23 protein-coding genes, 2 pseudogenes and 1 riboswitch are annotated in these 26578 nt (G+C 65.4%); of the genes and pseudogenes, 12 read left to right on the top strand and 13 right to left on the bottom strand.

The features are described from left to right. Positions 1-4: 4 nt before the first annotated feature. On the bottom strand, positions 5-784 hold the full coding sequence (gene map, locus N5J71_RS13735) for a type I methionyl aminopeptidase (RefSeq protein ID WP_082469389.1): 780 nt from the start codon (positions 782-784) through the stop codon (positions 5-7). Further along, positions 781-993 (bottom strand): ParD-like family protein, encoded by a 213-nt coding sequence (locus N5J71_RS13730; protein ID WP_039965463.1) that lies wholly within the window; start codon positions 991-993, stop codon positions 781-783. Before N5J71_RS13730 ends, map begins: the two co-directional genes overlap by 4 nt. Positions 994-1180: 187 nt before the next feature. Between N5J71_RS13730 and N5J71_RS13725 the strand changes: the two genes are divergently transcribed. Further along, a complete protein-coding gene (locus N5J71_RS13725) occupies positions 1181-1411 on the top strand; it encodes a hypothetical protein (RefSeq protein ID WP_003464892.1) in 231 nt (76 codons plus the stop codon). Positions 1412-1633: 222 nt separating this feature from the next. On the opposite strand, the gene cobM is transcribed toward N5J71_RS13725, so the two are convergent. Next, complete coding sequence (gene cobM, locus N5J71_RS13720; protein ID WP_279917046.1) at positions 1634-2389, bottom strand: precorrin-4 C(11)-methyltransferase; 756 nt, start codon at positions 2387-2389, stop codon at positions 1634-1636. Next, positions 2386-2823: a cobalamin biosynthesis protein gene (locus tag N5J71_RS13715; RefSeq protein WP_074856665.1), complete on the bottom strand. Its 438-nt coding sequence runs from the start codon at positions 2821-2823 to the stop codon at positions 2386-2388. Before N5J71_RS13715 ends, cobM begins: the two co-directional genes overlap by 4 nt. Positions 2824-2909: 86 nt before the next feature. Then, positions 2910-3103, top strand: a riboswitch (cobalamin riboswitch). A 95-nt stretch (positions 3104-3198) separates the two neighbouring features. Between N5J71_RS13715 and cobW the strand changes: the two genes are divergently transcribed. The 5 genes from cobW (at position 3199) to cobF (ending at position 10795) form a co-directional block, all read left to right on the top strand. After that, positions 3199-4248, top strand: a complete 1050-nt coding sequence (gene cobW / locus N5J71_RS13710; protein WP_125880767.1) for a cobalamin biosynthesis protein CobW — start codon at positions 3199-3201, stop codon at positions 4246-4248. 74 nt (positions 4249-4322) lie between these two features. Further along, complete coding sequence (gene cobN / locus N5J71_RS13705) at positions 4323-8069, top strand: cobaltochelatase subunit CobN (RefSeq protein ID WP_279917044.1); 3747 nt, start codon at positions 4323-4325, stop codon at positions 8067-8069. A 235-nt stretch (positions 8070-8304) separates the two neighbouring features. Continuing rightward, positions 8305-9306, top strand: a complete 1002-nt coding sequence (locus N5J71_RS13700; protein WP_279917042.1) for a magnesium chelatase ATPase subunit I — start codon at positions 8305-8307, stop codon at positions 9304-9306. Beyond that, complete coding sequence (locus N5J71_RS13695; protein WP_231976552.1) at positions 9288-10037, top strand: vWA domain-containing protein; 750 nt, start codon at positions 9288-9290, stop codon at positions 10035-10037. Before N5J71_RS13700 ends, N5J71_RS13695 begins: the two co-directional genes overlap by 19 nt. Next, a complete protein-coding gene (cobF, locus tag N5J71_RS13690; protein ID WP_279917040.1) occupies positions 10034-10795 on the top strand; it encodes a precorrin-6A synthase (deacetylating) in 762 nt (253 codons plus the stop codon). The genes N5J71_RS13695 and cobF overlap by 4 nt, the downstream gene beginning before the upstream one ends. A gap of 116 nt (positions 10796-10911) precedes the next feature. Here the strand turns inward: cobF and N5J71_RS13685 are convergent, their stop codons facing one another. The 3 genes from N5J71_RS13685 to N5J71_RS13675 form a co-directional block, all read right to left on the bottom strand. Beyond that, complete coding sequence (locus N5J71_RS13685) at positions 10912-13068, bottom strand: TonB-dependent receptor family protein (RefSeq protein WP_279917039.1); 2157 nt, start codon at positions 13066-13068, stop codon at positions 10912-10914. 176 nt (positions 13069-13244) lie between these two features. Further along, a complete protein-coding gene (locus N5J71_RS13680; protein ID WP_279917037.1) occupies positions 13245-13733 on the bottom strand; it encodes a carboxymuconolactone decarboxylase family protein in 489 nt (162 codons plus the stop codon). 110 nt (positions 13734-13843) lie between these two features. Next, complete coding sequence (locus tag N5J71_RS13675) at positions 13844-14797, bottom strand: helix-turn-helix transcriptional regulator (RefSeq protein WP_279917036.1); 954 nt, start codon at positions 14795-14797, stop codon at positions 13844-13846. A 146-nt stretch (positions 14798-14943) separates the two neighbouring features. On the opposite strand from N5J71_RS13675, the gene N5J71_RS13670 reads away from it, so the two are divergent. The 3 genes from N5J71_RS13670 to N5J71_RS13660 are packed head-to-tail and all read left to right on the top strand — an operon-like array spanning position 14944 to position 18830. Continuing rightward, positions 14944-15333 (top strand): hypothetical protein, encoded by a 390-nt coding sequence (locus N5J71_RS13670; RefSeq protein ID WP_279917035.1) that lies wholly within the window; start codon positions 14944-14946, stop codon positions 15331-15333. Continuing rightward, entirely contained in the window at positions 15317-16546 is a 1230-nt protein-coding gene (locus N5J71_RS13665; RefSeq protein WP_003464869.1) for an MFS transporter, read from the top strand. The genes N5J71_RS13670 and N5J71_RS13665 overlap by 17 nt, the downstream gene beginning before the upstream one ends. 22 nt (positions 16547-16568) lie before the next feature. Beyond that, complete coding sequence (locus tag N5J71_RS13660) at positions 16569-18830, top strand: TonB-dependent receptor (RefSeq protein WP_279917033.1); 2262 nt, start codon at positions 16569-16571, stop codon at positions 18828-18830. A 43-nt stretch (positions 18831-18873) separates the two neighbouring features. On the opposite strand, the pseudogene N5J71_RS13655 reads toward N5J71_RS13660, so the two are convergent. Beyond that, positions 18874-19185, bottom strand: a pseudogene (locus tag N5J71_RS13655) (MFS transporter); the annotation flags it as partial. Between the two features lie 101 nt (positions 19186-19286). Next, positions 19287-20198: a LysR family transcriptional regulator gene (locus N5J71_RS13650; RefSeq protein WP_279917031.1), complete on the bottom strand. Its 912-nt coding sequence runs from the start codon at positions 20196-20198 to the stop codon at positions 19287-19289. Between the two features lie 140 nt (positions 20199-20338). On the opposite strand from N5J71_RS13650, the gene N5J71_RS13645 reads away from it, so the two are divergent. Together N5J71_RS13645 and N5J71_RS13640 are read left to right on the top strand one after the other, a co-directional pair. After that, on the top strand, positions 20339-21082 hold the full coding sequence (locus N5J71_RS13645) for an SDR family oxidoreductase (protein ID WP_074856643.1): 744 nt from the start codon (positions 20339-20341) through the stop codon (positions 21080-21082). A gap of 83 nt (positions 21083-21165) precedes the next feature. Next, positions 21166-21735 carry a flavin reductase family protein gene (locus tag N5J71_RS13640; RefSeq protein WP_003464862.1) on the top strand — a complete coding sequence of 190 codons (570 nt, stop codon included), beginning with the start codon at positions 21166-21168 and terminating at the stop codon, positions 21733-21735. A gap of 12 nt (positions 21736-21747) precedes the next feature. On the opposite strand, the gene N5J71_RS13635 is transcribed toward N5J71_RS13640, so the two are convergent. Further along, the gene (locus N5J71_RS13635; RefSeq protein ID WP_074856640.1) at positions 21748-22359 is read right to left on the bottom strand and encodes a LysE family translocator; all 612 of its coding nucleotides are present in this window, start codon (positions 22357-22359) and stop codon (positions 21748-21750) included. A gap of 94 nt (positions 22360-22453) precedes the next feature. Between N5J71_RS13635 and N5J71_RS13630 the strand changes: the two genes are divergently transcribed. Next, positions 22454-23434 carry a GlxA family transcriptional regulator gene (locus N5J71_RS13630; RefSeq protein ID WP_279917030.1) on the top strand — a complete coding sequence of 327 codons (981 nt, stop codon included), beginning with the start codon at positions 22454-22456 and terminating at the stop codon, positions 23432-23434. An 81-nt stretch (positions 23435-23515) separates the two neighbouring features. On the opposite strand, the gene N5J71_RS13625 is transcribed toward N5J71_RS13630, so the two are convergent. From N5J71_RS13625 to cobJ, 3 genes and pseudogenes are all read right to left on the bottom strand, one after another. Next, positions 23516-24202 carry a LysE family translocator gene (locus N5J71_RS13625; protein ID WP_481787213.1) on the bottom strand — a complete coding sequence of 229 codons (687 nt, stop codon included), beginning with the start codon at positions 24200-24202 and terminating at the stop codon, positions 23516-23518. Further along, positions 24159-24416, bottom strand: a pseudogene (locus N5J71_RS22645) (AraC family ligand binding domain-containing protein); the annotation flags it as partial. The pseudogene N5J71_RS22645 and the gene N5J71_RS13625, both read right to left, overlap by 44 nt. 400 nt (positions 24417-24816) lie before the next feature. Beyond that, positions 24817-26466: a precorrin-3B C(17)-methyltransferase gene (gene cobJ / locus N5J71_RS13620; protein ID WP_279917029.1), complete on the bottom strand. Its 1650-nt coding sequence runs from the start codon at positions 26464-26466 to the stop codon at positions 24817-24819. Positions 26467-26578 lie beyond the last annotated feature (112 nt).

Below are 26578 nucleotides of genomic sequence, written 5' to 3'. Positions count from 1 at the left end.
TCTGTCATGCCGAAATGCTGCTCAGGTGCAGTTCCTCGGGGCGCAGCGTCAGCACGCGCACACCGTCGCGGGTGACCGCCACGGTATGTTCGAACTGCGCCGAGAGCTGGCCGTCGCGCGTCACCACCGTCCAGCCGTCGCGCAGGGTGCGTACGTCCGCCTTGCCCTGGTTGAGCATGGGTTCGATGGTGAAGGTCATGCCTTCGCGTAGCGTCAGGCCGGTGCCGGGTTTGCCCCAGTGCAGGACTTCGGGTGGCTCATGCATTTCCTGGCCGATGCCGTGGCCGCAGTAGTCACGAACCACCGTATAGCCGTGGGCGCGAGCGTGCCGTTCGATGGCATGACCGATATCGCCGAGGCGGGCGCCGGGTTTGACGGCTTCGATGCCTTTGCACATCGCTTCATAGGTCACGCGGGCGAGCTGACGCGCCTGGTCCGAGACCTCGCCGATCAGGTAGGTCTTGCTCGAATCGGCGATGTAGCCGTTCTTTTCCAGGGTGATGTCGAAATTCACCAGATCGCCATCGCGCAGGATATCGTCGGTGCTGGGTACGCCATGGCACACCACCTCGTTGCGCGACGTGTTCATGGCGTAGGCGAAACCATACTGCCCCTTGCTCGCCGGGCGTGCCTTGAGTTCGTTCACGATATAGTTATCCACAAGGTCGTTGACCTGCAGAGTGGACATGCCGAGCAGATTCAGGCGATCCAGATAACCGAAGACGGACGCCAGCAGCCGGCCGGATTCCGCCATCAGGGCAATCTGCGCGGGCGTCTTGCTCATGACGCATCCGCCATTCTTGGCGGAACCACCAGGCCGGCGGCACGCATCTCGGCGGCCATGACCTCGTTGAAACTCAGGGTCGGGTTCATCTCGCAGAGCATGCCGATACGAATCCAAAAGCCTGCCTGGGCATTGATGGAACGGCTGGAGACGCTGCTCGCCCGGCGGATTTGGTCATGCAGTTCGTCATCGATATTGACGATGCCCATGGAAACTTCCTCGTATATGTTTCGTATATGAATCATATAGAGCTTCCCCGTAAATTTCATCCGGTATGCGCTGAGTCTGATGGCCGTCAGCGCCGCTTAGTGCTTCGATCCCTTAAACTGGGCGGTAAATCCGCTGGCTGGCCCGGTTCAGAGTCGGCTCGTTGGAGTCATGTGTAGAGGAGAGAGGATGAAGCGCGCAGATGTGAAACGCAGATCGGACCAAGGGGTGCTGTTCGACACCCAGGTCATGGTCAACCCGGCCAATACGGCCGAATGGATCGTGTTCTTCAAGAAGGACGCAGGTCGCAGTTTCTTTCTGGTGGACGAAGCCGAGCAGGTGGAGAGCTTCTCCAACCTAAACGAATTGATGGTGGAATTGCGTGCGTTGGGTATCAAACGGGTGGAAGTACAGCTCTGAGCAGTTGCTCACAGTTGGCGTGGATCAAGCTGTGGATATCCTAGTGACAGTTGGCTGAAACCCTTGAAAATAGGGCTCTACAGCCAGTTGTACAGAAAGTGCTCGCCAGCTCGCCCACTATCCACAGGGTGATTGGATAAGTCGCTTCCTATGCTGTTGATAAGGCTCTGAAAGCCGCACGAAGAAAGGCTTTCAGCGCTTTGTACGGTTTATCGCCAGGGTTCAGGCACTGCCGGGGCGGTAGAGGTGCCGATGCGCTGCGTCATACAGCGCAGATTCCGCAAAGGCGCCTGGATCGAGCACGCGGCCGACCAGGATCAGCGCCGTGCGGCGGAAGTCTTTGGCGGCGACCCTTTCTTCGATATCGCTCAGTGTGCCCAGCACCCAGTCCTGATCCGGCCAGCTCGCCCTGTGGATAACCGCGATGGGGCAGTCGGCGCCATAGTGCGGCAGCAGTTCTTCGACGATGGCCGGTAGATGGCGCACACCGAGGTGGATGGCCAGGGTTGCGCGGTGTCGCGCCAGGTCGTGTAGTTGCTCGCCCTCGGGCATCGGCGAGGAGGTGCCGTAGCGGGTGAGGATCACCGTCTGAGCAATGCCGGGTAGGGTCAGCTCGGATTCCAGCAACGCCGCACAGGCAGCGGTGGCAGTGACCCCGGGAATGATCTCGAAGGGAATGCCGAGCGTGCGCAGTTCGCGAATCTGTTCGCCAGTGGCGCCGTATAGCGACGGGTCGCCCGAGTGCACGCGGGCCACGTCCAGGCCGCGTTCATGGGCCTGGCGTAGCAGCGTGATGATCTCGCCCAGGTGCAGCTCGGCGGTGTTGACTACCTGCTCGGCGCTGTGACCCTGCAGCACGGCTTCGGGCACCAGCGAGCCGGCATAGAGAATCACCGGGCAGCTGTGGATAAGTCGCTGGCCCTTGACGGTGATCAGTTCAGGATCGCCGGGGCCGGCACCGATAAAGTAGACAGTCATGCAGGTTCTCTATCGAAGGTGGCCAGTGCACAGGTGGCGCTGGCGCTGCGGGTTTTCTCTCCGAGCAGGCAGGGCGATGTGCCCAGGCGCGCTGCCAATGCCAAGGCACAAGGCTCCGCTACGGCGGGACTGCCTGTGGCTGCTTGAGTCAATGCACTGCCGGCGGTCATGGCTTGATAGGTGCTCAGTTGCTCGGGTGCGAAGAACACCAGCTCCAGGGCCAGGTGCTCGGCCAGGCCGTGCAGGCCGGCTTCGTCGCGCTTGTGAGCGATGCTGGCCAGGGCGGCGAGGTTGTTCACCGTCAACTCATGCAAAGCCAGGCTGTGGATAAGCAGGTCGAGCAGCTCGTCCTGGCTGCAGCCACGGCGGCACCCCAACCCGGCGACGACCAGTGTCGTTGAGGCGGATAGGCGATCTGAGGGGGTCGGCAACATGAGTGATGTTCGGGCTGTGCGGTGGCGTAGCTCATCATGGCACCTGCCAACGGTCAACCGCGATTGACCGGCCGCTGCGGCCTGCGTAGCCTTCTCGCTTTCGAGGTTCTTCCCGGCATGGCGCCGGGGAGCTAAGAGGGAACAGGGTGATGCCCTGGCTGCCCCCGCAACTGTAAACGGTTATGCCCTTCGTTAGACCACTGCCAACCGGCGGGAAGGTGAAGGGATGCGCGTAGCGCAAGCCGTGAGCCAGGAGACCTGCCTCGACTGACTAGCCACTTGCTCGGACGGGGTGATCCGACGCGGCCAGCACGCCCTTGCGTGCTCGCCTGCGCGTACCCGTCCGCCGAACTTACCGACGCCACGGGGCCCGCCATGAAAACCCTCGCCAAACTGCCTGTCACCATCGTCACCGGTTTTCTCGGTGCCGGCAAAACCACTCTGCTGCGTCACCTGCTGGCCAATGCCGGCGGCCGTCGTATCGCGGTGATCGTCAACGAGTTCGGCGAGCTTGGCATCGATGGCGAAATCCTCAAGCAATGCTCCATCGGCTGCAGCGAGGAGGAGGCCAATGGCCGTGTTTTCGAACTGGCCAACGGCTGCCTGTGCTGCACCGTGCAGGAAGAATTCTTCCCGGTGATGCGCGAGCTGGTGGCGCGCCGTGGCGATCTTGACCATATCCTCATCGAGACCAGCGGCCTCGCGCTGCCCAAACCGCTGGTACAGGCCTTCAACTGGCCAGAAATCCGTAACGCCTGCACGGTCGATGCGGTGATTACCGTGGTAGACAGCCCGGCAGTGATCGCCGGCACCTTCGCCGCCTTCCCCGATCAGGTGGACGAGCAGCGCAAGCTCGACCCCAACCTGGATCATGAATCGCCGCTGCACGAACTGTTCGCCGACCAGTTGGCCAGCGCCGACCTGGTGATCCTCAACAAGGCCGATCTGCTCGACGCCGAGGCACTGGCCGCCGTGCGCGCCGAGGTGGCCGAAGAGCTGCCGCCGGCAGTCAAGGTGATCGAGGCGCACGGCGGCGAACTGCCGCTGGACGTGCTACTCGGCCTGAACAGCGAAACCGAGCTGCATATCGACAGCCGTCGCACCCACCATGACGATGAAGACGAAGACCACGATCATGAGGAATTCGACTCGTTCCACGTGGAACTACCGGAAACAGAGGAGGCGCGCCTGCTGGCTGCGTTGAAGGACGCTGTGGCCAAGTACGGCATCCTGCGTGTGAAAGGCTTCGCTGCCATCCCTGGCAAACCCATGCGTCTGCTGGTGCAGGGCGTTGGCCAGCGTTTCGACCGCCACTTCGACCGCGCCTGGCAGGCCGACGAGCCGCGCCTGAGCCGCCTGGTGGTGATCGGCCAGCAGCTCGACCGCGCGGCTATCGAAGCCGAGCTGAAGGCGGCGCTGGCTTGATAATGATCGCCCGCAAGCGGGCTCCTACACACCCTGTAGGAGCCCGCTTGCGGGCGATGTACTTGGATTCGTAGATGCACTTACTGCGCACCCAACCCGGCGCTCAACTGCCGGCAGACAGCATCGCCGACCTCGGCCAGACGCCTGCCGATCTGGTGATCCTGTGCACGGGTGATTCGCACCTTTCCCTGTTAGCCGAAGCCGCCCGGCAACTGCCGGACGACTACCCCAGTCTGCGTCTGGCCAGCCCGGCGCAACTGAGCAACAACGCCTCGGTGGATTATTACGTCGAGCAGGTGCTGCAGCATGCCAAGGTCATCCTGATCTCGGTGCATGGCGGCGTGAGCTACTGGCGCTACGGCGTCGAGCGTCTGGTTGAGCTGGGTGCGCGCGGTGCCACGGTGATCATGGTGCCGGGCGACGACAAGCCCGACCCGGAGCTGAATGCCCTTGGCAACGTCGCCGAAGAAGACAGCCAGCGCCTGTGGCAATACCTGCGCCAGGGCGGGCTGAATAACGCCCGCCAGCTGTTTCGCTGCATCGGCAGTCGTTGGTTGGGGCGTGGCGACAGTTGGCAGGAGCCGCAGCCGCTGCCGCGTGTCGGTCTCTATCACCCGCAGTGCAGCCTGGCGACGCTGGCCGCCTGGCAGGCGCAGTGGCGACCGGACGCGCCTGTGGTGGCGCTGCTGTTCTATCGCAACCATGTGCAGTCGGCGAACACCGTCTTCGTCGATACCTTCTGCCAGCACCTGTTCGGCCAGGGCCTTAACCCGCTACCCATTGCTGTGGCCAGCCTCAAGGAACCTGCCTGCCTGGATCAGGTGCAGGCCTGGCTGGATGACACCGACGCCGCGCTGATCATCAACACCACCGGCTTCGCCCTATCCAACCCCGAGGCGCCGCAGGCGCGGGTCTTCCGCCGCGATATCCCGGTACTGCAGGCCATCTGCTCGCTGGACAACCACGCGCAGTGGCAGGCCAGCACTCAGGGCCTGGGCTCGCGTGACCTGGCCATGCATGTGGTGTTGCCCGAGCTGGATGGCCGGCTGATCGGCACCGCCATCAGCTTCAAGGGGCTGGCCTGGCGTAGCGAGCGCAGCCAGAGCGACGTGGTGTGCTACCAGGCGCATGAGTCGGGCATGGCTTATGTCGCTGAACTGGCAGGTAAATGGTGTCAGTTGGCGATCAAAAGCAACGATCAGAAGCGAATCGGCCTGATCCTGGCCAACTACCCGACTCGCGATGGCCGCATCGGCAACGGCGTCGGCCTGGATACGCCGGCCGCCGCGCTGAATATCCTCCTCGCCCTGCAGTCCCAGGGCTATCCGGTGGATAACCTACCGGACAGCGGCACCGCACTTGTCCACAGCCTGCTCGGCGGTGTCACCAACGACCTCGACGGCCTGGATACGCGCCCCTGTGCGCAAAGCCTGGCGTTGGACGACTATCTGAAGTTTTTCCACAGCCTGCCGGCGGCCAACCAGCAGGCGGTGCGCGAGCGCTGGGGCGAGCCGCAGGCCGACCCGATGTTCCGCAGCGGGCGGATGATGGTCGCTGGCCTGCGCTTCGGCCTGACCTTCGTCGGCATCCAGCCGGCACGCGGTTATCAACTGGACCCGGCAGCGGTGTATCACGACCCCGATCTGGTGCCGCCGCATGGCTATATCGCCTTCTACGCCTGGCTGCGCACGGCGTTCGTCGCCGACGCGCTGATCCATGTCGGCAAGCACGGCAATCTGGAGTGGCTGCCGGGTAAGAGCGTCGGCCTCTCCGAGGGCTGCTGGCCGCAGGCGCTGATCGGCCCGCTGCCCAACGTCTATCCCTTTATCGTCAACGATCCGGGCGAGGGCGCGCAGGCCAAGCGACGCACCCAGGCAGTGATCATCGACCACCTGATGCCGCCGCTGACTCGTGCCGAAAGCTATGGCCCGCTACGCGATCTGGAGCGCCTGGCCGACGAATACTATGACGCCAGCCAGCTCGACCTGCGCCGAGCCGTGGAGCTGCGTGGCGAGATTCTGGCCAAGGTGCGCGAGGCCAGCCTCGACCGCGAACTGGGTCTGCAACTTAACGATGACGGCGACAGCTGGTTGCCGCAGCTCGACGCCTACTTGTGCGACCTCAAGGAATCGCAGATTCGCGATGGCCTACATGTGTTCGGTGAGTCGCCGACTGGCCAGCTGCGCCGCGACACCCTGCTGGCGCTGCTGCGCATTCCCCGTGGTGATGGCCAGGGCGCCAATGCCAGCTTGCTGCGCGCGCTGGCCCGTGGCCTGGAGCTGGGCCTCGATCCGCTCGATTGCGACATGGGCCAACCCTGGGATGGGGCGCGTCCACAGGCGCTGCAGGCTGTGGATAACAGCCTGTGGCGTACCTTCGGCGATACCCGTGAGCGCCTGGAGCTGCTGGCGCTGAGACTGATCGAGCAGCGTCTGGCGGGGGTGACCTGCGGCGACTTCGGCGCCGAGGTGGCGCTGATTCTCGACGGCCTGGCCGAGCATATCGCGCCTTTGCTGGATGCCTGTGGCGACGCCGAGATGGGCGGCTTGCTGGCGGCGCTGGAGGGACGTTTCGTGCCCGCTGGGCCGAGTGGCGCACCGAGTCGCGGGCGCCTCGATGTGCTGCCCACCGGGCGTAACTTCTTTACCGTCGACGTGCGCCACCTGCCCACGCCGACCGCCTGGCGCCTCGGCGTGCAGGCGGCGGATCGTCTGCTGGAGCGCCATCTGCAGGACGAGGGCGACCACCTGCGCCAGCTCGGCCTGTCGGTGTGGGGCACGGCGACCATGCGCACCGGTGGCGATGATATCGCCCAGGCCCTGGCGCTGATGGGCGTGCGGCCGGTGTGGCAGCCGGGCAGCCAGCGCGTCGAGCGCTTCGAGGTGTTGCCGCTGGAGCAGCTCGGTCGGCCTCGGGTGGACGTCACCCTGCGCGTGTCGGGCTTCTTTCGCGATGCCTTCAGCAATTTGATTCGCCTGTTCGACGAGGCCGTGCAGGCAGTGATCGAGCTGGATGAGCCGGAAGATATGAACCCGCTGTCGGCGCGGGTCTGGCGCGAATCGCTGGCACTTAAGGACGGCGGCCTGGATGAAGCCGAAGCGCGGCGGCAGGCCGGTTGGCGGGTGTTCGGCGCCAAGCCGGGCGCCTATGGCGCCGGGGTGCAGAACGCCATCGAGGAACGCCTGTGGCAGAGCCGTGCGGATCTCGCTGAGGTCTACCTCAACTGGGGCGGTTACGCCTACGGCAGCGGCGCCGAGGGGCTGCCTGCGCGGCAGCGCTTCGTCGACCGCCTGGAGCAGATGCAGGCGGTGCTGCACAACCAGGACAACCGCGAGCACGACATCCTCGACTCCAACGACTACTACCAGTTCCAGGGCGGCATGCTGGCGGCGGTGGAAACCCTGCGCGGGCTCAAGGTGGCCAGCTACTTCGGCGACAACAGCCAGCCGGACACGCCGCGCATCCGCAGCCTCAAGGAAGAACTCAATCGCGTGGTACGTGCTCGCGCCGCCAACCCCAAGTGGATCGCGGGCATGAAGCGCCATGGCTACAAGGGCGCCTTCGAACTGGCCGCGACCATCGACTACCTGTTCGCCTTCGACGCCACCAGCGAACTGGTCGATGACCACCAGTACGCGCTGCTCACCGATGCCTACCTGCTCGATAGGGATACCCGCGACTTTATTCAGCAACACAACCCTGGCGCGCTCAACGACATCCTCGAACGCCTGCTGGAAGCCCAGCAACGCGGCCTGTGGGAGAATCCCGGCGAATACCGAGAGGCGCTGGAAAACCTGCTGCTCGATAGTGAGGAGTCATGAAGCGCTTGAGTGCGGGGGGGTTGTGCTCCCTCTCCCGCTTGCGGGAGAGGGCTGGGGAGAGGGTGGTTCAGGTCGCTCGGTGTCGCTGGATAAACCCTCTCCCCCGGCCCCTCTCCCATAAATGGGAGAGGGGAGGAATCCCTCTGATCCGCTGCAATCGCCAATTGCCCGCACCGCCATTCCCGGATTTTATCCGGGCTACCGTCGGAACCATGTTTATCCACAGGCCAGAGCCATGACCGAACATCACTTCCCCCTCGCCGCCGTGGTCGGCGCCGATTCGCTGAAGCTGGCGCTGTGCCTGGCGGCCATCGATCCGGCCATCGGCGGCGTGCTGATCGAGGGCCCGCGCGGTATGGCCAAGTCCACCCTGGCCCGTAGCCTGGCCGATCTGCTCGACGGTGGCCGCTTCGTCACCCTGCCGCTGGGGGCGAGCGAGGAGCGCATCGTTGGCACCCTGGATCTGGACGCAGCGCTGGGCGAAGGCCGCGCGCAGTTTTCCCCCGGCCTGCTGGCCCGCGCCGATGGCGGCGTGCTCTATGTCGATGAGGTAAACCTGCTGCCGGATCATCTGGTCGATCTGCTGCTCGATGCTGCCGCCAGCGGGGTCAACCATGTCGAGCGTGACGGCATCTCCCATCGGCATGCCGCGCGCTTCGTGCTGATCGGCACCATGAACGCCGAGGAAGGCGAGTTGCGCCCGCAACTGCTCGACCGCTTCGGCCTGAATCTGGCGCTCGATGGCCAGCCGCAGCCGGCTGAGCGCGCCGAGATCGTCCGTCGCCGTCTGGCCTTCGATGCCGACCCCGCCGCTTTTCTGCAACGCTGGCAGGATGAGCAGGATGCCCTGGCGATGCGTTGCCAGAACGCCCGCCAGCGCCTGGCCGATATCCCGCTAGATGACGCCGCCCTGGGTGAGATCAGCCAGCGCTGCTTCGCTGCCGGCGTCGACGGTCTGCGCGCCGATCTGGTCTGGCTGCGCGCCGCCCGTGCTCATGCGGCCTGGCGTGGCGCGGCGGGCATCGAGCCTGTGGATATCGAGGCGGTGGAGGACTTCGTTCTGCGCCATCGCCGTCGCCAGCAACAACCGCCGGCTGCCACACCGCCCGAGCAGAGCCAGGCGCCGCAGCAGGCGCAGGAACAGAGCCAGGGCGAGGGCCAGTGGGGCGAGCTGCCGGCGCAGCCGCAGGCCATGGGCGAACGGCGCGTGCCGCCGCGTTGGCCAAAAAAGTCCTGAGCATCCGCCCGCGCACAGCCACAGGCGCGGATGCCCGCAACCGGCCCGGACGACTCGGCGGCGGCCTGCGTGGTGCTGCGCGTAGCGGTGCGGGCGGACGAATCGACTGGGCCGCGACGCTGCGCCAGGGTCGACCGCAACGCCGAGAACAGTTGGTGCTGCGCCCGCGCAGCCAGCAGGCCGAGGAGCTGTGGCTGGTGTTGGTCGATGCCTCTGCCTCGACCCGTCGCCATGGTGCACTGAGCCGGGCCAAGGGCGTGCTCGCCGAGCTGTTCGACAGCGCCTATCGCCAGCGTGCGCGGCTGGCCGTGCTAAAGGCCGGTGGTCGTGAGGCGCAGTGGTTATGGCAGGGGCGCAAGGCCAGCGCGGAGTTACATCGATGGCTGCACGAATTGGGCGCCGGTGGCGGCACGCCGCTGCTCAATGCACTGAATCAGGCGGGTGACTGGCTGTCGCGTCGGCAACGGGCGAAACCGAGCGAACGCCAGCGCCTGCTGATCCTCACCGACGGTCGCCTGCGTGACCTGCCCAACCTGGCGCCGCTGCCATGCCCAACCCTGCTGCTCGACACCGAGCGCGCGCCCATCCGCCTGGGCCGTGCGCAGCAGTTGGCACAGGCGCTGCAGGCCGAGTACCAACATATTGATGATTTACTGCCTGTAGGAGCCGAGGACGCTGATCGCCGGCAAGCCGGCTCCTACGGGTTGTCCGTTACCTGGAGAACCCCATGAAAACCCTGCTGCTGGTCGGCATCGGCGCCGGCGACCCGGACTACATCACCTACCAGGCGATCAAGGCGTTGCGCCGTAGCGACGTGATCTTCCTGATGGACAAGGGCGCGGCCAAGCACAAGCTCAACGCCCTGCGCCGGGAAATCTGCGCACGCTTTCTCGAAGGCCACACGCCGCGTTTCGCCGAAGGCCTGCAGCCGGAGCGCGAGCGCGAGGTAGCGGACTACCGCGCCAGCGTCGACGAGCTCAACCGCGACAAGCAGGCGGTGTTCGAGCAACTGATCGACGAGCAGATGGCCGATGGCGAAACGGCGGCCTTTATGGTCTGGGGCGACCCGTCGCTGTATGACAGCAGCATCCGCATCATCGAGGCCATCGCGGCGCGGCGCAGCGACTTCGTCTATGACGTGATCCCTGGTATCACCAGCCTGCAGGCGCTGACCGCGCGCCACCGCATCCCGCTCAACAGCATCGGTCGCGCCGTGGAAATCACCACCGGCCGCCTGCTCGCCGAAGGCTGGCCGCAGGGCGTGGACAGCGTGGCGGTGATGCTGGACGCCAAGGACACTTACCGCCGCTTCGTCGGCCAGGGCCTGCATATCTACTGGGGCGCCTATGTCGGCACTGCCGATGAAATCCTGATTGCCGGGCCGCTGGACGAAGTAGCCGAACGCATCGCGGCCACCCGTGCCGAGGCACGGGAGCGCAATGGATGGATCATGGATAGTTATCTGCTGCGTAAGGAAGGTATGGCGTAGGGCCGAGGGCAGAAGCGGTGGACAAGAAGAGCGTTGTCCACCCTACGCGCTACTCACGGAGCTACAAGCAGTATGTAGACCGCCAAGCGTTTCCACTCGGTTGCGAACGGCCTGCTTTACAACCAACTCCAAGAAACCCCCGTATACACCCCAAACCCTTCCCCAGGCGTGGAGCGAGCTACATCCGCACCGTTGTCGTTATAGCCCGGCGTGACGGTGGCGGCATAGCGTTTGTCGGTCAGGTTGCGCAGGTCGAGCCAGGCTTGCCAGTCGTCTCTCGGCGAGGCGTAGCCGAGGGTGGCGCCGAAGGTGGTGTAGGCATCGGCGTAGTAGCTGTTGGCGTAGTCCACCGCGACCTTAGAGGCGTACTGGGTGTTGAGGCCGGCGTAGAAGCCGCTCGGGTGGTCGTAGCGCACCTCGGCCTGGTAGTAGTGGCGCGGCAGGCCCGGCAGACGGTTGTCGCCGAAGGTGTCGTCATCGCGGTAGTGGAAGTCGCTGAAGGTGTAGGCCTGGCGCAGGCTCAGGGCGCCAGCGGCGCCACCTTGCCACAACGGGCTGGTCAGGCCGGCTTCGATGCCCTGATGCACGGTGGGGCTGGCGTTGGATTCGGCGAAGACGTTGGGCTCGATCTCGACGGTGAGCAGTTCATGGCGCACCTGTGAGTAGTAATAGGTCAGCTCCCACTGGCCGAGCGCAGAGTCGCCACGGCCGCCGACCTCGAAGGTGGTGGCGGTCTGATTGTCCAGGCTGATGGCAGTGCTTTGACGATTGCTCCATGGCTGGTTGCTGGTGGGGAAGCGTAGCGGCGAACTCCAGAGCATCGACCAGGCATGCGGCGGCTCCACCGAGCGGCTGATATTGCCGAATAGCTGAACATCGGGGTTGAGCTGGTAGCGCAGGCCGAGGCGCGGGGCGTAGTCCCAGGTGTGTTCGCTGAGCCTGTCGCCGGTGGCCGGCCAGGTCACTTCGGCTTCGCGGCGGGTATGGATCAGCGCCAGGCCGCTGGTCAGCCACAGGTCGGGCATCAGCTCAGTGTCATTGCTGAAGTGCAGCACGTTGTCCGAACCCAGGTGTTCGTAGTCGCGCATCAGGGTGCCGGCGGGATAGGTGATAGTTGTGCCGCCGGACTCCACATTGATCGGCAACGCTGCGGTTTCCCTGGATGTGCTGCTCGGCAGGTTGGTGGTGCTGCGCCAGCCGATGGTGGTGCTGCTATTGAGGCCGAACAGGGTATGGCGGCGCGTGTAGTTCAGGGTGCCGCTGATATCGCTGTAGTCCACGCGGATGCGATAGGTGTTGCCATTGGGCAAGCGGGTTTCGACGATATCCATGGGGTAATGGTGATAGGCCAGGCCGGCGACCAGGGTGGCGTCGTCGTCGATCTGCCAGGTGGTCTTGTTCGCCAGCCAGGTGCTGCCTGGTTGATCGCGGTGGGCGTCGATACTGCGGTTGGCCGCAGCGGCCTGACGCGGATCGTCCTTGAGCTGTGCCTTGGTCAGGCGACCGGGTGTTTCGTGCTCGGTCTCGCGGTAGCGCAGGTAGAAGCGCGTTTCCAGATTCTCGTTGAGCCGGTAGCCGAAGTTGGCGGCGACGCCTTTGCCCTTGCCTGAGGAATGATCCTGATAGCCGTCGGTTTCGCTGTCGGTGAGGGCGACGTAGTAGTCGAAATCGCCCAGCACCTGACCGGAGGCGATGTTGCGCTTCTGGTAGCCATGGCTGCCGACTTCATAGCGCAGTTGCAGCTTGGGCGCGGTGTAGCCGGTGTGGCTGATGTAGTCGATGGCGCCGCCCAGGGCCAGCGCGCCACGCTCGAAGCCATTGGCGCCGCGCAGCACTTCGGCGCGACTTATCCACAAGGGCTCCAGCAACTCGTAGGGTGTGCCGCCGGAGCCGGTCAGCGGTAGGCCGTCGAGCAGGATATGGGTGCCGGAGGCGTGCGAGCCGGGGCCACGGTTGATACCCGAGCCGCGCATGCTGATCTTCACGCCTTCGTTGCCGGGAGACTGCGCGTAGACGCCGGGCTGGTAGGCCAGCACATCGGCGACGCCGGCCACGCGGCCCTGCTCGACCTTGTCCATGTCCACCACATTGGTGGCGCCGGGGACGCGGTTGAGCTCCTCGCGCGCAGCCTCTACTTCACTTACCTGTTCGCCGGTGACCTGCAGTGAATCGAGCTGCATGGGCTCTTCGGCGAAGGCGCTGTGGCCGCTCAGGCAAGCGAGGGCGAGCAGGGTGAGGCGGGCAGGTTGGCGGGAAAACGGCAGGGGCAGCATGCAAGGACTCCGTTGAGCGGGCGGCGAGTGTGTCTGATGGAGGCCGACGAGGATTCGTCACGCCAGCGCGGTGCTGGCGCGGGGGCACATCATGCCGGTTTTGCCCGTGCTGCGCAGCGGGCGGCTCAGGTAGAAGCAGGGGCCGCGCGACTGGCGACCGCCCCTGTGGATAACCCTCAGGCCAGGCCGGCCTTGTCCAGGCCGAACTGCTTGTCGGCGGAGCCGGGCACGGTGCGGAAGGCCACGTTGAGGCGGTTCCAGCCGTTGATGGCGACCACCAGGAAAGTCAGCTCAGACAGTTCCTGCTCGAAGAACTGCTCGCGCACGTTGGCGTAGATGGCGTCGGACACGCCGTGCGGCGACAGCTGGGTCAGGGCTTCCGTCCACTCCAGCGCGGCGCGCTCCTGCGCGGAGAACAGCGGCGATTCGCGCCACACGGCGACATGGTGCAGGCGCAGCTCGCGCTCACCATGGATCTTCGCTTCCTTGACGTGCATGTCGACGCAGAAGGCGCAGCCATTGATCTGCGAGGCACGCAGCATGACCAGATGAGCCAGCGGCGCGAGGAACGGGCTGCGGGTCAGCAGCATGGATAACTCGGCGTATTTGCCGGAGGCCTTGGGGGAGAGTGCGAAGTAATCGAGGCGCTGGCTCATGGTGTTCATCCGTATCCGCGTTGAGGGGCGCGATGGCCTGCCCCGGTAGCGATGAATCTACGCAGCAGTGGTCCAGTCACATAGATCCAATTGTGCAGATTTGGATTGATCCACTTCGCTCAGCGTCGGGCTTGCGAGGGTGGAAAACCATACTCGCGCTTGAAGGCGGCGCTGAAGCTGCTGAGGTGCTCGTAGCCGGCCAGATTGGCGGCATCCTCCACCGACAGGCCCTGCTGGCGTATGGCCTGATAAGCCCGGGCCAGGCGCTGGCGGCGCAGGTAGGCGGCGATGGTGGTGCCGTTGCGGCTGCGAAAGGCATTCTGCAGGTCGACCGGATTGGTGCCGAGCTGGCGCGCCATGTCAGTGATGCTCAGGGCATCTGCCTCGCCGCTGTCGAGCCATTCCTTGAGGCGCGCCAGGCAGCGTTCGAGATGGTTGCCGAGGCGTTTCTCCTGGGGCGTGTCGATGCCGCGCATGATGTCGCAGGCCAGATCCAGGGCGAAGCTCTCGCGTTGCAGGCGTTGCATCAACGGCGGCAGGCTCGCGTCACGTTCGAGCAACTGGTGGGCACGTTGAAGGATATCCACCGAGGGTTGCCAGGGCAGACTGTGCCAGTGGCTGCGGCTGAAGCGCAGCAGGGCGTCGCTGCGCAGCTGGCTGCCGATGGCGACCTGCTGCAGCCAGTCCGGGGTGATGCTCAGGCACACCTTGGTTTCTTCGCGGCCGCTGCGCCAGTGGCGCTGGAACTGGTCGCTATCGGTCAGGTTGACCAGCATGGCGCGCTGGCCACCGGGGCGGGCGTCGAAGTGCAGGCGCTGGCGCGGCAGGCTGACTTCGGCTTCACCCTGCAGCAGAAAGGCGGCGGTGATGCCCGGTGCCAGGCGGTTGTCGCTGCTGGCGTCGACCAGGTCGCGGCTGCGGCTGAAGTACAGCACCAGGCCTTCGCTCAGCACCTGCACCTGTTGTTCGCCGTCGAGCACTGGCTGTTCGCCCGATAGCTCGCGCTGGAAATGCAGGTTGCCGCCCAAGGTGTGGGCGACATCGCTGAGCTGACCGCAGGTGAAGACCGTCATGCTGGCTTGACCGATGGAAGTTTCGTTGCGGCTAATTTTTCCTTCTTTTCCCCTAAGCGCGCAACATTGTTCAGAATTATTCTCATGTGCAATGATGTCGCAATCGTCTTGATTGCGTTACCAACGATCATGGGAATCACACAGCGATGGGTTTGCTCCTCACGCAAACGACGGTGGTCGAGGCGGTCTTCCATGACCATGTCGACGCGGCGCAGATAAGCCAGTGGCTGGACGGCATCGAGCGTCTGATCGAAGACCGCCAGCCGTTCTTCTTCATTTCCAGTACCCGCGAGGGCAGCACCCTCGCCGAGGATTACCGGGCCATCCAGGGCGTCTGGTACAAGCAACACAAGGCGGCATTCCGAGAGGTTTGTCAGGGGCTGGTGCGCATTGCCTGTGATGCCGACGAGCAGACCCGTCTCGACACCCCGGCGCTGCATGCCGCCTGGGGCGTGCCTTATTTCGTCACCCTGGACAGGACGCACGGCTATCGCTGGATCGCCGAGCGCATGGTGAGTCATGCAGCGTCCGTCTGAGCAGGTGCCGGTGACCCGGCTGGCGCTGGCGGTGATCGTGGTGCTGTACCTGGCCCACGCGCTGCCGCTGTACTTCTTCAACGTGGCGATGCCGGCCATTCTGCGTAGCCAGGGTGTCGACCTGCGCTGGATCGGCATGCTCTCGCTGCTGTACCTCCCATGGGCGTTCAAGTTTCTCTGGGCGCCGCTGGTCGACCGGCATTACCTGCACAGCCTCGGCCGGCGCCGTACCTGGCTGTGGCTGACCCAGGCGGCGCTGGTGGCCGGCATTCTGCTGCTGGCGCTGACCGGGCTGGAGCACGGCCTGCTGCTGTTCGTGCTGGTGAGCCTGTGGATATCCACCTTCGCCGCCACCCAGGACATCGCCATCGACGGCTACACCGTGGAATCGCTGGCCAGCGACGATCATCGTCTGGGCAGCATGGCGCAGAGCATTGGCGTGGCCTTGGGCAGCATGTTCGGCGGTGCCGGCGTGCTGTGGCTGTACCAGGTGGTCGGCTGGCAGAGCGCGCTGCTGACCCTGGCCGGCCTGAGTGCCCTGACCATGCTGGCGGTGGCGCGGGTCGATGACCGCCTGCCGGCGCAGGCCGAGGCGGCCAGGCCGGGATTCATCGCCACCTTCAAGCGCCCGGAGATCCGCTGGGCGCTGTTGCTGATCCTGGTCTATCGCCTGGTCGAGGCGCCGGCCATGGCCATGCTCACGCCGATGCTGGTGGATCGCCAGTGGTCGCTGACGCAGATCGGCTTGCTGATGTCTGTAGCCGGCGCCAGCGTCGGGCTGCTCGCCGCCGTGGCGGCTGCACGCCTGTTGCAGCGCCAGCGCGCGGCGACCCTGCTGCTGCGCGCGGGTTGGCTGCGCAGCCTGGCCTACCTGGCGGTCGCCGGGCTGCTGCTCAGCGGCCTGGCCGATGGCTCACCGCTGTGGCTCGGCGCCATGGTGCTGGTGCTCCTGGCCATCCGCTACCTGGCGATGACCAGCCTCTACGCCCTGTTCATGCAGCTGTGCTCGCGGCAGCAGGCCGGCACCGATTTCACCGTGCTGGTGTGCTTCGAGCTGCTGGTGTTCTTCGTCGGCGGTTCGCTGTCGGGCTTCCTCGCCAAGGGCCTGGGCTACGAAACCTATTACCTGCTGCTGGGCGCACTTTCAGTGCTCAGCGTCCTGCTCTGCAAACCTATCGTCCGGTCGATCCAGGCCGGCTCCGGCAATCATTGACGCGCTTTCTCTGGGGGAAACCATGAGGCTTTTTTCGGCATCCATGCAGGTCACCTTGCTCAGCCTGGCGGTGAGCGGCGCGCTCCACGCGCAGGCCGACGACACCACGACGAGCAAGGTCAAGGAACTCAGCCCGATGGTGGTCACCGCCACCCGTTCGGCCAAGAGCATCGCCGAGATCGCCGGCACGGTGTACAGCATCAATCGCGAGCAGGTTGCCGAGCAGGCCGCTGCCGGCCGTTCCACCGCCGATATCCTCGGCCAACTGGTGCCCTCGCTGGCGCCGAGCAGCGGCACCACCAGCAACTACGGCATGACCATGCGCGGGCGCACCGTCCAGGTGATGATCGACGGCGTACCGCTGACCGGCTCGCGTGACGGTTCGCGCCAGCTCAATAGCATCAGCCCGGCGATGATCGAGCGCATCGAGGTGATCTCCGGTGCCACCAGCATCTACGGCGCTGGCGCCACCGGCGGCCTGATCAACATCATCACGCGTAACGCCGACGACGAAACCAGTGACTTCAGCAGCCGCATCGGCCTGCGTACTCCTGGCAAGGCGGCGCGTGACGCCATGGCCTACGAGGCCTCGCAGACCGCTGCCTTTCACCATGGGGCGATCAGCGGTTTCGCCGGCCTGAGCTTCACCAAGCAGGGCGAGATTCGCGATGCCGACGGTGATCGCATCGGCCCGGAAATCTCCCAGACCGACCGCCAGGACACCACCAGCTTCGACTTCAACGGCCGCCTGACCTGGCACTTGGACGACGACCAGCAACTGAGCGCCGGCGTGCGCTACTACAACGACGAGCAGGACAGCGACTACGGCCCGGACTACGGCCCCAACCTGTCGGCGTTGCTGGTCTCGAACTACCAGCCCAGCCACAACGCGGTGGACGGTTTGCAGCTCGACGACCAGCCGCGCACCCGTCATTACGGCGCCAATGTGCAATACCTCAACCGCGATTTGCTGGGTGGCCAGCAATTGACCGCCGAAGCCTACTACCGCAAGGAAAAATCGCGCTGGTTCCCGTTCGCCAGTCGTGCGGCCAATGCCGCGTTGCCCGGTGGGGTGGCCAACGTGGTGCTGCAGTCGAGCACCGACATCGACGTCTGGGGCGTGCGCACCGCCTTGCAGAAGGGCTTCGAGCTAGCCGGCCGCGATCTGCAACTGACCTATGGCCTCGATCATGAGCGCGAGCAGGATCGTCAGGACGGCCAGTTCTACGACTTCAACAGCTTCTTCACCAGCAATGGCCTGAACTACCGCGAGACCTACAGTTCCTCGATGGGCCCGGACGTGGAAGTGAGCAAGACCGGCGCGTTCCTCCAGGGCGACTACCAGCTTACCGAGCGCCTCAGCCTGCAGGCAGGGGTGCGCCGCGAAACCATCCGCAACGAAGTGGATGATTCCATCCCCTATGGCGAGGCGGTCACCGCCGCCACCGTGGCTGGCTACCAGGCGCGCACCCTGGAAGGCGGCAACGTGCGCCACAGCGAGACCCTGTTCAACCTCGGCGCGGCGTACAAGCTGACCGACACTCAACAACTGTTCGCCAATTTCTCCCAGGGCTTCAGCCTGCCCGACACCCAGCGCATGCTGCGCGACGTGCCGGCCAGCTTCGTCATCGATAGCAGCAGCATCGATTCGATCAAGGTCAACAACTACGAACTGGGCTGGCGCCTGGGTGATGCCAGCGGCCTGAACGCCGGGGTGACCGCGTTCTACAACACCTCCGACAAGGTGGTGCAGTTCAACCGCGATTTCAGCGTCTCGGTGGCCGACACCGATGAGCGCGTGTGGGGCGCCGAAGGCAACCTGCAGGTGCCGGTGGTCGAGGGCTGGACGCTGGGCGGCACCCTGGCCTACACCCGTGGCCAGTACAAGGACGCCGCCGGCAACTGGCGCGAGCTGAATGCCTTCCGCGTTTCGCCGCTGAAGGCCACCGTCTACAGTGACTGGCGCTTCCTCGATGGCTATGGCGTACGCCTGCAGGCGCTCACCGTGGGCGGCAGTGACCGCGCTTATGACGACGCTCAGTCCGCCGCGATCAGCCCAACCATCCGCGCCACCCCGGCGACCAAGATCCAGGGCTATACCGTGGTCGACCTGATCGCTCACGCGCCCTGGCTAGGCGGCGAGGTTGGTTTCGGCGTCTACAACTTGGCCAACCGCGACTACAAGACCGTCTACGGTCAGCAGGCCGAGGCCACCTACGGCGCCATCTCCAGCCTGCCGGCGGCGGGGCGTACCTTTGGCTTGAGCTACTCGGTGCAGTACTGATCGTTCAGCGCTGGTAGCTCAGCGGCCGCTTCGATGACTCCGGCAGCGCCAGGCCGCCGGCCATCAGCAGCACGGTGATCGACAGCACGCGCTTGCGTCCGATCCGATCACCGAGAATGCCGAACACGATGCCACCCAGTGGGCGCAGGGCGAACGACACGGCAAACACGGCGAAGGTCTGCAGCAGCGCCAGGGTCGGGTTGCCCGGCGGGAAGAACAGCGAAGCGATGGTCACGGCGAGAAAACCGTAGACGGCGAAGTCGAACCACTCGACGAAGTTGCCGATGGCCGAGGCGGCGATCACCTTGTGCAAGGTGGCCGGGCTGACCTGCTGGCCTGTGTTGATAGCATTCATGCGACGCTCCTGATCCCTGATTTAGACGGCTTCAGGCAGGTTACGGAGCGATGGGCGAGGCGGGCGCTTCGCAGGCGACAGCGGCGTTGCCGTGAACGACCTCAGCCCTGGGGAAACTGCGCCGGGTCGGAGAAGCAGGTGCGCAGGTGATCGAACACCAGGCGCACCCTTGGCGGCACCGGGCCCTGCTGTGGGCGGTAGATGAACAGCTGCCAGGGATCGGGCGCCTGCTCGGTCAGCACCGCCTGCAGGCGGCCGTTCTCCAGGTACGGTTGCGCCAGGTAGGCGGGTAACTGGCCGTAGGCCAGGCCGGCGAGCACGGCTTCCAGCTCGGCTTCAGGGTCGTCGCACACCAGCGCTGGCGCGGGCGGATGCAGGCTGGGGCCGTGAGCGAAGGTCCACGGCCAGGGGCGGCCGTTCTTGCGGTCGATCAGCACCGACAGCGGCCGCTGCTGCAACTCGTCGAGGTTACGCGGCGCACCGCTGGCGGCGATCAGTTGCGGTGTGGCCACCACCTGCAACGGTACGGGTGCGAGGGCGCGGGCGACGTAGCGGCTGTCACGCAGGAAGCCGACGCGGATGCCGATGTCGATCTGCGCTTCCACCGCGTCGGTGATCTCGTCCTCCAGGCGCAGGTTCAGCACCAGCTGTGGGTGCTGCTTGAGCAAGGGCTGCAGGAACGCCACCAGAAAGCGCTTGCCAATGGCCTGCGGCGCGGTGATGCCGATGCGCCCGGCGATGGCCGATTCGGCCTCGGCGCGATGGCCGCGAAACAGCGCATCGAAGTCTTCCAGCATCTGCCGGGCGCGCAGCGCGTAGGCCTCGCCAAAGGCGGTGATATGCACCTGGCGGGTGTTGCGGTGGAACAGAATCTCGCCGAGTTCTTCCTCCAGCGCCTTGATCGCACGGGTCACCGCCTGCGGAGAAATCCTCAGGCGAGTCGCCGCCTCGCGGAAATTGCTGCAGTCGGCCGCGCTGCAGAAGATGCGGATCATCTCCATGCGATTGAGCATGTCGGGGCGCCTTCATATTCCAGAATATGGAATATTTTAATCCAAACTCTTCCATTCATTGAAACGGGAATCGCCTATAACGTGAGCTCATGTCCGGCGTATGGCGTGGACACTCCAATCAATCGAGAGAGGGCTTACCCATGAGCAACAATATTTCCGGCAAGGTCGTGGTCATCACCGGCGCCAGCAGCGGCCTGGGCGAAGCCACCGCCCGTCATCTGAGCAAGTTGGGCGCCAAGGTGGTGCTGGGCGCACGGCGCAAAGAGCGTCTCGAGCAACTGGTCAGCGAACTGGTTGCCGCTGGTGGCGAGGCCGTGGCCTACCAGACCGACGTGACCCGCGCCGACGAGGTCAAGGCACTGATCCAGGGCGCACTGGACACCTTCGGCCGCGTCGATGTGCTGATCAACAACGCCGGTCTTATGTCCATTGCACCGATGAGCGATGTGCGCGTCGAGGAGTGGGAGCGCATGATCGACATCAACATCAAGGGCGTGCTGTACGGCATCGCCGCGGCGCTGCCAGTGTTCCAGCAGCAGAACGCCGGGCACTTCATCAACATCGCCTCGGTGGCCGGGATCAAGGTGTTCAGCCCGGGCGGTACCGTCTACAGCGGCACCAAGTTCGCCGTACGCGCGATCTCCGAAGGGTTGCGTCACGAGGTAGGCGGCAGCATCCGCACCACCACCATCGAGCCCGGCGCGGTGGATTCGGAGCTGAAGTTCGGCAGCTCGCACCAGCAGAGCCGCGACTTCGTCGTCGACTTCTACAAGCAGGCGATTCCGGCGGAATCGGTGGCACGCGCCATTGCCTACGCCATCGAGCAGCCGGCTGACGTCGACATCAACGAGATCGTTCTGCGTCCGACCACGCAGGAGTTCTGATCCATAACCGCTGTTGCAGGCGCTTGCGATGCTGGTTCACCCGAGCCAGCATGCAGGCGCCTTTTTCGCTTTCAGGAGTCTGCATGAGCGCGTCCATTCATTCCGTCGACCTGGCCAAGGCCTACCGTCTGCTCAACCACGGGCCGACCGTGCTGGTGTCGGCGCGTCATCAGGCTGTGGATAACGTCATGGCGGCAGCCTGGTGCTGCGCCCTGGATTTCGATCCGCCGAAACTCACCGTGGTGCTGGACAAGGCCACCCGCACCCGCGCGCTGATCGAAGGCAGCGGCCTGTTCGCCATCCAGGTGCCGACCGTGGCTCAGCTGCAACTGACCCAGGCGGTGGGCAGTGCCAGCCTGGCCGATGATCCGGCGAAGCTGGCCCATGCTGGCGTGGAGTTGTTCGAGATGGCAGGCCACGATGTGCCATTGGTGGCCGGCTGCTCGGCCTGGCTGGTCTGCCGGCTGATCGATGAGCCGCATAACCAGCAGGCCTACGACCTGTTCATCGGCGAGGTGATCGCGGCCTGGGCGGACGAGCGCGTGTTCCGCGACGGCCGCTGGCATTTCGAAACGGCCGACCCGAGCCTGCGCAGCCTGCATCACGTCGCGGGCGGGCACTACTACGCGATTGGCGAGGCGCTCAAGGCCTGATGTCGGGCGTGCTCAGCGCGCCAGCGGTAGCGCTACACCGATCAGCACGAAGAGCACGCCGCAACTGCGGTTGAAGGTGCGGCCGCCGCGTTGCAGCCAGGGCCGTACGCGGAAGGCCAGCAACGCCAGCAGCAGCTCGACGAGGAACTCGACCACGGCGAAGGTCGCTGCCATCACCACGAACTGCACGGCCAGGCCACGCTGCGGGTCGACGAACTGCGGTAGAAAGGCGCCGTAGAACAGGATCACCTTGGGATTCGACAGCGCCGACAGCAGGCCTTGGCGAAACAGCCGGCTGGCGCTGGGGCGCACACCGCTGTCGGCCAGGGTCAGGGTCATCGGTGGCGAGCGCCACAGCTGCACGCCCAGCCAGATCAGGTAGGCGCCGCCGATCCACTTCAGCGCCAGCAGCGCGTTGGGCGCGGTCTTGAGCAGCGCACTGAGGCCGAACATGGCCAGTGCGATCAAGGTACTGAAGCCAACCACACCGCCAAGGATGGTGGCCAGTGCCATGCGCGAGCCGTACAGCCCGCCGTGGGTCAGCGCCAGAAGGCTGTTGGGGCCGGGCGTCAGAGCCAGGCCAAGGGTGGCGACGAAGTAGACGAGCCAGAGTTCTAGAGCCATGCGGGTCTCCTGTTTGGGCGCGGCCAGTCTAGTCAGCGGCAGGTACTTGAATAAGGTAGATTCTGGCTATCTAACGGTTGATTCTGGACATAACATGGCCGAAAGCCCCGATCTGCGTTTTCTCCTGTTGCCCTTGCCGGAGTTCGCCCTGCTGCCGTTTGGTGGTTTTCTCGACAAGTTGCGTTTTAGCGCCGACGACGAGGACTACAGTCGCCAGCGTTACTGCACCTGGACGATTCTCGGCCTGCAGCCAGGGCATGTGCTGTCCAGCAGCGGTGCTGCGCTGCGGATCGAGGCTACACCCGAGCAACTCGATCTGGCTGACTTCGACTATCTGGTGCTGTTCGGCGGGCGCAACGCGCAGGCCACCGCCGCGCTGGCGCCGACCTATCAGCAGCTGCTGCGTCGCGCAGCCCGCGCTGGGGTGAAGCTGGTGGCGATCGACAATGCCAGCTTCCTGTTCGCCGCCTGCGGCCTGCTTGACGGTCATCGGGTGGCGGTGCACTGGCGCCATGAAGCGGAATTCCGTGCCAGCTTTCCGCAGCTGCGCCTGGCTCGCGAGCGTCTGTATTGCCTTGATGGTGCGCGGATTTCCTGCGCCGGCGGCACCGCAGCCATCGATCTGGCGGTGGAACTGCTGGCTCAGGGCAGCGGCCGGGCACGGGCGCTCAAGGGCTTGGCCGATATGCTGGTGGACGAAACGCGCAGCGGCCAGCACGCGCTGCGCTCGTTGCACACGACATCGAGCGGCGAGCGCCATGTAGACCGCGCCATCGCCCTGATGCGCCACGGCCTGGCCAGTGCCGATGGCATCGAGCAGCTGGCGGCCAGTGTCGGCATCAGCCGGCGTCAGCTGGATCGCCTGTTCCACGCCAGCCAGGGCATGAGCGCGCGCGAATACTGGAACGAGCTACGCCTGCAACATGTGCGCTGGCGCCTGCTCAACTCCAGCCACAGCCTGGCGCAACTTGCCGACGAGATCGGCGTCAGCGATGCCAGTCACCTGGGCAAGCTGTTCCGCCAGCGCTTCGGTGTTGCGCCTGGCGCCTTCCGCCGTCAGGGCGGCGCGTTGTAGGAGCCGCGCCCCGCGGCGAATGCTGCGGATAAGCTCGGTATCGCGGCATCGCCGCAATCGCTTCGCGCCGGGGCGACGCTCCTACAGGCTTGCCAGCGGCGGCAGCCACACTGAAGCCAGTAGCAACAGGGCCATGCTGCGGTTGAACAACAGCAGCCGGGCCGGTTGCCGCAACAGGCGCGCGCCGCCGACGCCCAGCACACCCCAGACCAGCAGGCAGGGCGTCGATACCAGCAGGAACAGCGTCGCGTAGCTCGCCACCGCGCCGAACGAGGCCTGGCCGTCGAGGAAGATCGCCGTGACCGAGACGCTCATCAGCCAGGTCTTGGGGTCGATCAGTTGCAGGCCAGCGCCCTGGGCGAAGCCCTGGCGCCGGTCGACGCCGCAGAATCGCGCCAGTTCGTCGAGGCCGATGTTCTGGTGAAAGTGCGCATGCAGATAATTGCGAGCACGCAGGGCCACACTGGCGATCTGTGGGTTGCCCGACAGGCGCTGGCGCCAGTGCAGACTGCGCGAGATACGTTCCAGCAGCGCATCCAGCGTGGCGTCGCGTACCATGCGTGGCTCGCCGTCGCGCAGCGCCTGCAGGGCGTTGGCAATACACGGCAGCAAGCCAGGATCGTCCGGCTGGGTGCGCCGCACGCCGGGCAGGCAGTCGGCGGGTGCCTGCTCGAACAGTCCCGGCAATGCCTTTTCCAGCCAGCCAGGCTGGTTCGAGGTAGAGCGTGGAATAGGTGAAGCCACCCGGCGTCGGCGCGTGGCCGTCATGGATATCGCCGGGTTCGAGGAAGAAGGTCTGGCCGGGCACGCTACTGAACAGCGCGCGGCGGCAATGAAACTGCTGCACACCCTGCTCGGTAAAGCCGATCAGGTAGCTGTCATGCCAGTGTGGATCGTAGGCGTGCCCCTCGAAATGCGCGCGGATCACCTCGATGCCGGTATCGGCATCCTGCTTGAGGTCGACCCATGATTGCGCGTTCATCGCCTGTTGCCTGTCGTTGCTGTGAACGCCCGAGCTTAGCGCGTCCGACGCGCAGGGCTAGAAGGTTTGTGCAGACGCGCTTTTCGTAGGAGCCGGCTTGCCGGCGATCAAGGTGTCCGACGGTGCTGTATCGCCCGCAAGCGGGCTCCTACGGGTCGGGATATCTGCACTTGGTGCGTGGGTCTGTAAGGTGTGCGCAGACGCGCTTTTCGTAGGAGCCGGCTTGCCGGCGATCAAGGTGTCCGACGGTGCTGTATCGCCCGCAAGCGGGCTCCTACGGGTTGGGATACCGGCACTTGGTGCGTGGGTCTGTAAGGTGTGCGCAGACGCGCCGTTCGTAGGAGCCGGCTTGCCGGCGATCAAGGTGTCCGACGGTGCTGGATCGCCCGCAAGCGGGCTCCTACAGATCGGGATACCAGCGCGGCGTATAGACCCACTCGCCGCCATCGGCGCGCGGGAAGCGGCGGGTCTGACTGGAGCCGATGATCACCAGGGTGCGCATGTCGACCATCTCCGGCGTCAGCTCGCCGAGGGTGAGGTTGCGCAGGGCTTCGGCGGGGCGGCCGATATCGCGGCCGAGCACCACCAGGGTTTGCGGTTCGCGGTGTTGACGCAGCAACTCCAGCGCGCGGCCGAGTTGCCAGGGGCGGGACTTGGAGATCGGGTTGTAGAAGGCCATGGCCAGATCGGCGATGGCGGCATGCTGCAGGCGCTTTTCGATCACTGCCCAGGGCTTGAGGTTGTCGGACAGGGATATCAGGCAGAAGTCGTGACCCAGCGGCGCGCCGGCCTTGGCAGCGGTAGCCAGGGCGGCGGAAACGCCCGGCAGTACTTCCAGCTCGATGCTGTGCCAGGTCTCGCTTTGCGGGTTTTCCAGCGCCTCCATTACGGCAGCGGCCATGGCGAACACGCCAGGGTCGCCCGAGGAGATCATCACCACCCGCCGACCGCTGGCGGCCAGTTCGAAGGCGTGGGCGGCGCGCTGCAGCTCCTCGCGGTTGTCGCTGGGGTGCACGCATTGATCGGCGCGCAGCGGGCCGGCCATTTTCACGTAGGTGTCGTAGCCGAGCAGGTCTTCGGCTTCGTCGAGGGCACGGCGCACGGCGGGCGTCATATGTTCGGCGGCGCCGGGGCCGAGGCCGACCACGCTGAGGCGGCCACGGCGCTGGCCGAGGCGTTCGATATCCAGTGGTTGTTCGCCCAGCAGCAGGCGCAGGCCGTCGCCGGCATGGTGCTCGGGCGGCAGCTCGGCTGTGCTGTGAATAAAGCGCAGTGGCAGGTTCAACTCGGCTGCAGCAGCGTGTAGCTCGGCATTGGCCATCCAGTCTTTGTCCGCGAGCAAAACGGCCAGCGCTTGCGGCGCCAGGTTGGCATCGCTATACGCCTGCTGCAGGCGAGCCGGTAGGTCGGCGCCGGGGCGTTCGATAAGTGCGGCGGCGCTGCGCGGGTGGATCAGCAGTTCGTCCGGCTGCGCCGGGCGTGCCTGCGCGGTGATGTGGATTACACGATCTGCAGCGTTATCCACAGGCAACTGCGCGGCTTCCAGCCAGGGCGCCTGGCCTTCGATGCGTACCGTCTCGCCGCCGAGCAGATCGCTGACGAAACGCTTGCCCTGCTGCAGGTCGGCCAGTGCGTAGCCGGCCGGTGGCTCCAGCAGGCAGGTGCCGAAGCGCAGCTCGCCGCTGGTGGTGATGGCCGGCGTCACACCCAGGTGCGCGGCGATCTCGCGGGCCAGGCGGTTGACCCCGGCCAGGCCGCCGAGCAACGGCACCACGGCGCTGCCGTCTTCGGCCAGGGCCAGCACCGGCGGCTCGGCGCCTTTCTCGGCCAATAGCGCGGCAAGGCTGCGAATCACGATCCCGGCAGCACACAGCACCACAAGTGGCTGACCGGCGCGATACAGGGTGCGCAGGTGCTCGCCGAACTCGTCGTAATGGCGCTCGGCGCCGTCGGCACGCCCGCGCAGGCCTTGGATCTCCGCCTGTGGATAAAGCGCCTTGAGACGTTGTGCAGTGGCCAGCGCGCTGGCGCCGAGGATGACGATGTTCATGCGGTAAATCCTTGCAATCCGGGGAATGGGTTTCCCGGGGTGCATCCGTATACGGTCTTGAGACGGGTAGGGCGGGTGCAACCCGCCAGCTCGCTGCAGGCGGGTTGCACCC

The organism is Ectopseudomonas oleovorans (assembly GCF_029845265.1).
Lineage (GTDB): Bacteria > Pseudomonadota > Gammaproteobacteria > Pseudomonadales > Pseudomonadaceae > Aquipseudomonas > Aquipseudomonas oleovorans.
The sequence above is the reverse complement of the archived record's forward strand: the minus strand, read 5'-3'. Positions and strand labels throughout refer to the sequence as shown.

What these genes read in the sequence shown, in the direction of transcription:
- map (WP_082469389.1), bottom strand. Translation starts at nt 784, where the DNA reads ATGAGCAAGACGCCCGCGCAGATTGCCCTGATGGCGGAATCCGGCCGG.
- N5J71_RS13730 (WP_039965463.1), bottom strand. Translation starts at nt 993, where the DNA reads ATGGGCATCGTCAATATCGATGACGAACTGCATGACCAAATCCGCCGG.
- N5J71_RS13725 (WP_003464892.1), top strand. Translation starts at nt 1,181, where the DNA reads ATGAAGCGCGCAGATGTGAAACGCAGATCGGACCAAGGGGTGCTGTTC.
- cobM (WP_279917046.1), bottom strand. Translation starts at nt 2,389, where the DNA reads ATGACTGTCTACTTTATCGGTGCCGGCCCCGGCGATCCTGAACTGATC.
- N5J71_RS13715 (WP_074856665.1), bottom strand. Translation starts at nt 2,823, where the DNA reads ATGTTGCCGACCCCCTCAGATCGCCTATCCGCCTCAACGACACTGGTC.
- cobW (WP_125880767.1), top strand. Translation starts at nt 3,199, where the DNA reads ATGAAAACCCTCGCCAAACTGCCTGTCACCATCGTCACCGGTTTTCTC.
- cobN (WP_279917044.1), top strand. Translation starts at nt 4,323, where the DNA reads ATGCACTTACTGCGCACCCAACCCGGCGCTCAACTGCCGGCAGACAGC.
- N5J71_RS13700 (WP_279917042.1), top strand. Translation starts at nt 8,305, where the DNA reads ATGACCGAACATCACTTCCCCCTCGCCGCCGTGGTCGGCGCCGATTCG.
- cobF (WP_279917040.1), top strand. Translation starts at nt 10,034, where the DNA reads ATGAAAACCCTGCTGCTGGTCGGCATCGGCGCCGGCGACCCGGACTAC.
- N5J71_RS13685 (WP_279917039.1), bottom strand. Translation starts at nt 13,068, where the DNA reads ATGCTGCCCCTGCCGTTTTCCCGCCAACCTGCCCGCCTCACCCTGCTC.
- N5J71_RS13680 (WP_279917037.1), bottom strand. Translation starts at nt 13,733, where the DNA reads ATGAACACCATGAGCCAGCGCCTCGATTACTTCGCACTCTCCCCCAAG.
- N5J71_RS13675 (WP_279917036.1), bottom strand. Translation starts at nt 14,797, where the DNA reads ATGACGGTCTTCACCTGCGGTCAGCTCAGCGATGTCGCCCACACCTTG.
- N5J71_RS13670 (WP_279917035.1), top strand. Translation starts at nt 14,944, where the DNA reads ATGGGTTTGCTCCTCACGCAAACGACGGTGGTCGAGGCGGTCTTCCAT.
- N5J71_RS13665 (WP_003464869.1), top strand. Translation starts at nt 15,317, where the DNA reads ATGCAGCGTCCGTCTGAGCAGGTGCCGGTGACCCGGCTGGCGCTGGCG.
- N5J71_RS13660 (WP_279917033.1), top strand. Translation starts at nt 16,569, where the DNA reads ATGAGGCTTTTTTCGGCATCCATGCAGGTCACCTTGCTCAGCCTGGCG.
- N5J71_RS13650 (WP_279917031.1), bottom strand. Translation starts at nt 20,198, where the DNA reads ATGCTCAATCGCATGGAGATGATCCGCATCTTCTGCAGCGCGGCCGAC.
- N5J71_RS13645 (WP_074856643.1), top strand. Translation starts at nt 20,339, where the DNA reads ATGAGCAACAATATTTCCGGCAAGGTCGTGGTCATCACCGGCGCCAGC.
- N5J71_RS13640 (WP_003464862.1), top strand. Translation starts at nt 21,166, where the DNA reads ATGAGCGCGTCCATTCATTCCGTCGACCTGGCCAAGGCCTACCGTCTG.
- N5J71_RS13635 (WP_074856640.1), bottom strand. Translation starts at nt 22,359, where the DNA reads ATGGCTCTAGAACTCTGGCTCGTCTACTTCGTCGCCACCCTTGGCCTG.
- N5J71_RS13630 (WP_279917030.1), top strand. Translation starts at nt 22,454, where the DNA reads ATGGCCGAAAGCCCCGATCTGCGTTTTCTCCTGTTGCCCTTGCCGGAG.
- N5J71_RS13625 (WP_481787213.1), bottom strand. Translation starts at nt 24,202, where the DNA reads ATGACGGCCACGCGCCGACGCCGGGTGGCTTCACCTATTCCACGCTCT.
- cobJ (WP_279917029.1), bottom strand. Translation starts at nt 26,466, where the DNA reads ATGAACATCGTCATCCTCGGCGCCAGCGCGCTGGCCACTGCACAACGT.